Raw genomic sequence first — 3802 nt, 5'->3', positions numbered from 1 at the left:
AGTTGTCATTAAAATTCAGTAACTATTTAAAATTTCATTGCAATTTAACTTCTTTAAAATGGATGAATACAATTTATATTTACTTACCTTAGATAAATACTGAATTCAAATTGAATTTAAAAGTAATGTGTAAACGAATAATTGTATGAATTACTGAGTCATTATTAATGTTACATGTTCAGCGTTATCCCATGTCTCCCTTGCTCAGCACTGTTTTAACTTTGCATTGGGAACTTGAAATTAACCAATAAACCTGTTTACCCACAACTTTTTTACGGGTTTTTTATATTTTGACTGTTTCGTCAGATGATATTTTGTATCCTATGCGTTACAATAGCTTCATATTTAGATAACATCGGGTATAACAGCCAAACAATTGAAGCTAAAGTTTTAAATTTTTGCATTCAAAAGTGAGCCATTTCTAAATTAAATAGTAGAATTGTTATGTTTAACATAACCAAAGGTTACTAGTAACTGTTACCTTAACTCTTCAAGACTATTTATTTTACAGGCTATGCTGCTTTGGTTGACACCTTTGATACTTAAGGCTGTAAAGGAAATATTCAAATGAGTATAAATAACACAGCAATCTCTGCAGTCGATCGTGATTATGAAATCACAGTTGTAAGATATTTTACAATTATGGCTATCGTCTGGGGGATTATAGGCATGGGTCTTGGGGTGTTTATTGCCTCACAATTGGCTTGGCCTGCCTTGAATTTTGATACCCCATGGCTGACATTTAGCCGATTAAGACCGCTACATACCAACGCGGTAATTTTTGCGTTTGGTGGTTGTGCATTATTTGCAACCTCGTACTACATCGTACAGCGAACCTGTAAAACCAGACTTTTTGCCCCTTATTTAGCTTGGTTTACATTTTGGGGATGGCAAGCAGTTCTTGTTAGTGCTGTCATTACGCTTCCTCAAGGTCTCACATCTGCTAAAGAATACGCAGAACTTGAATGGCCAATTGATATCCTAATTGCAATAGTATGGATATCTTATGCTATCGTTTTCTTTGGAACGTTGATTAAGCGTAAGACATCACATATTTATGTGGCTAACTGGTTCTTTGCAGCTTTCATCATCACTATTGCTCTACTGCACATTGTTAACAGTATGGCCATTCCTGTAGGCTTATTTAAGTCATACTCATTATTTGGTGGTGCTACGGATGCAATGGTGCAGTGGTGGTATGGTCATAATGCGGTTGGCTTCTATCTGACAGCGGCTTTCCTTGGTATGATGTATTATTTCGTACCGGTTCAGATTGGTCGTCCGATTTATTCTTATCGTCTATCTATTGTGCATTTTTGGGCCTTAATCGCCTCTTATATGTGGGCCGGTGGTCACCATTTGCACTACTCTGCTCTACCTGACTGGACTCAGTCTTTAGCTATGGTTTTCTCTATTATCTTATTCGCTCCTTCTTGGGGTGGTATGATTAACGGCGTTCTAACGCTTTCAGGTAGCTGGGATAAATTACGTACTGACCCTATTATTCGCTTCTTAATTGTTGCACTGTCATTCTATGCTATGTCAACTTTTGAAGGGCCAATGATGTCTATTAAGACAGTGAATGCCTTATCGCATAATACTGACTGGACAGTAGGTCACGTACACTCAGGTGCATTAGGCTGGGTAGGTTTAATCACAATGGGCTCTTTATATGTGCTTATTCCACGTATTTTCAATAAGCCTAAAATGTACTCGATTAGCTTAATCAATACTCATTTCTGGCTTGCAACAGCTGGTACTATTTTCTACATCGTTTCAATGTGGATTTCAGGTATTGGTCAGGGGATGATGTGGCGTCAAACTAACCCAGATGGAACGCTAGCTTATAACTTTATCGAAACAGTAGCGTTCTCGCACTATCCGTACATCGGTCGTGCCTTTGGTGGTTTGCTATATGTTTCTGGTATGATTGTAATGGCTTATAACGCCTTTAAGACTATCAATATGCCAAGCGCTCGTCCTGTTGACGAAGCTGATCCAACAAATCATAGTCCTGTCGTCAAAGATGACGAAGACACTCAGCCAGTTAACGTTTAAACCAGCAATCGCTTAAGGAGATATCATGGCGGGTACAGCTCATGAAATAATTGAAAAAAACACAGGCTTGCTGGTTATCTTTATTGTTATTGCAATTAGCTTTGCAACATTAGTAGAGATTGTTCCATTGATTTTTGATACCAAGTCTGGTGAAGAAGGTGGGGTCAACAAACCCTTACCTACTATGCAACCTTGGACAGCGTTGGAGTTAGAAGGACGTGATATTTATATCCGTGAAGGTTGCCATGTGTGTCACACACAAATGATTCGTCCGCTTCGTGCTGAAGTAGAGCGTTATGGTCCTTATTCACGTGCAGCAGAATCTACTTGGGACCATCCTTTTTTATGGGGTTCTAAACGTACAGGTCCTGATTTAGCACGTGTTGGGGGTCGTTACTCTGATGATTGGCAGAAGAAGCATTTAATTAATCCACGTTCATTAGTACCTGAATCAGTTATGCCAGGCTTCCCATGGTTGGCTAAGCAAGAAGTAGATGGTGCTAAAGTTCAAGAAAAAATGCGTATATTCCGAGATCGTTTTGGTGTGCCATACACTGATGCAGATATTGCCGGTGCTCCTGATAAAGTTTTAGGTGCTACTGAATTAGATGCACTGGTTGCTTATCTACAGCAGCTTGGTACTGCCATGGAGGGTCAACGCTAATGAGTATCAGTGATCTACATATTATAGCTACAGTGGCAGCATTTATTGCTTTCATCTGTATCGCATGGTGGGCGTATTCACCTAGTAACAAGAAACGCTTTGAAGAAGATGCACAGCTTGCGTTGGATGATGAACTATTAAGTTCATCACCCTCTAATTTACGCAATAAGGATAAAAGATGAGCATATTTTGGAGTTCATGGATCACCATCTTAAGTCTAGCCTGTTGGTTAGGTATTCTTGGCGTGCTCGTTTTCGTTTTACGTCATAAGCCGGATTTAGCAGAAGATGGCACTACGGGTCATACTTATGATGATGTCATCCAAGAGTATGACAAGCCCTTGCCTAAATGGTGGTTGGTTATTTTCTTTGGTTCAATTGTTTGGGCGTTATTATACTTTTTATTATTCCCTGCTATTTTTCCAAGTCACTTTAAGGGTCTTTCAACTGTAGAAGTTGATGGTAAGACTGTACCTTGGAGCTCAAAGAATGAGCTTTATAGTAATCTTGAAGAAAATAATAAGATTTTTACCAATAACTTTAATACAAACTTCTTGCCAAACCCTGCGGCGCAAAAACAACTGGCAACTTTAGCTTCTTTACAATCTAAAGAGCCTATTAAAACCAAAAGACCCCCTGCTCTAAACGAGCAACTTAATAAAAATATAGCAGCTTTAGGGCCTTATGTAACAGAGCTTTCGGGTAATCAGAAAGCACTTATGGCAGGTGAGCGCTTATTCTTACAAAACTGTGCAGTATGTCATGGTTCTACAGCGCAAGGTGCACCGGGCTATCCAAATCTAACTGACAATGATTGGTTACATGGCGGTAAACCTGAAAATATTTTATTAACTTTGCATAACGGTTGGCACGTTAATCTAGATCCTGCTCAACCATTACCTATGCCAGCCCAACGTAAAGATCTTGGCGAGCAAGGATTGCGTGCAGCTGCTGAGTATGTTCTGTCAATTTCTAAAAACCAAGAAAAGTCTGAACTTGATCCTCAGAAAATTGCTCAAGGTAAAGCTATTTATAATGAAAAATGTTTTATCTGTCACGGTAGTGACGCTAAAGGTAGTAT

4 protein-coding genes are annotated in these 3802 nt (G+C 39.1%); all 4 read left to right on the top strand.

Annotated features, from left to right (window positions below; all coding sequences use genetic code 11):
• Positions 1-567 precede the first annotated feature (567 nt).
• Positions 568-2058: a cytochrome-c oxidase, cbb3-type subunit I gene (gene ccoN / locus QZ265_RS10140; protein WP_296405849.1), complete on the top strand. Its 1491-nt coding sequence runs from the start codon at positions 568-570 to the stop codon at positions 2056-2058.
• Positions 2059-2083: 25 nt separating this feature from the next.
• Positions 2084-2722: a cytochrome-c oxidase, cbb3-type subunit II gene (gene ccoO / locus QZ265_RS10135; protein WP_296405848.1), complete on the top strand. Its 639-nt coding sequence runs from the start codon at positions 2084-2086 to the stop codon at positions 2720-2722.
• Complete coding sequence (locus QZ265_RS10130) at positions 2722-2904, top strand: cbb3-type cytochrome c oxidase subunit 3 (protein WP_296405846.1); 183 nt, start codon at positions 2722-2724, stop codon at positions 2902-2904. Before ccoO ends, QZ265_RS10130 begins: the two co-directional genes overlap by 1 nt.
• A partial coding sequence (locus tag QZ265_RS10125) for a cbb3-type cytochrome c oxidase N-terminal domain-containing protein (protein ID WP_296405844.1) occupies positions 2901-3802 on the top strand: 902 nt, incomplete at its 3' end. The genes QZ265_RS10130 and QZ265_RS10125, both read left to right, overlap by 4 nt.

Origin of the sequence: Psychrobacter sp., assembly GCF_018260395.1 — a bacterium.
Classification (GTDB): Bacteria; Pseudomonadota; Gammaproteobacteria; order Pseudomonadales; family Moraxellaceae; genus Psychrobacter.
The sequence above is the reverse complement of the archived record's forward strand: the minus strand, read 5'-3'. Positions and strand labels throughout refer to the sequence as shown.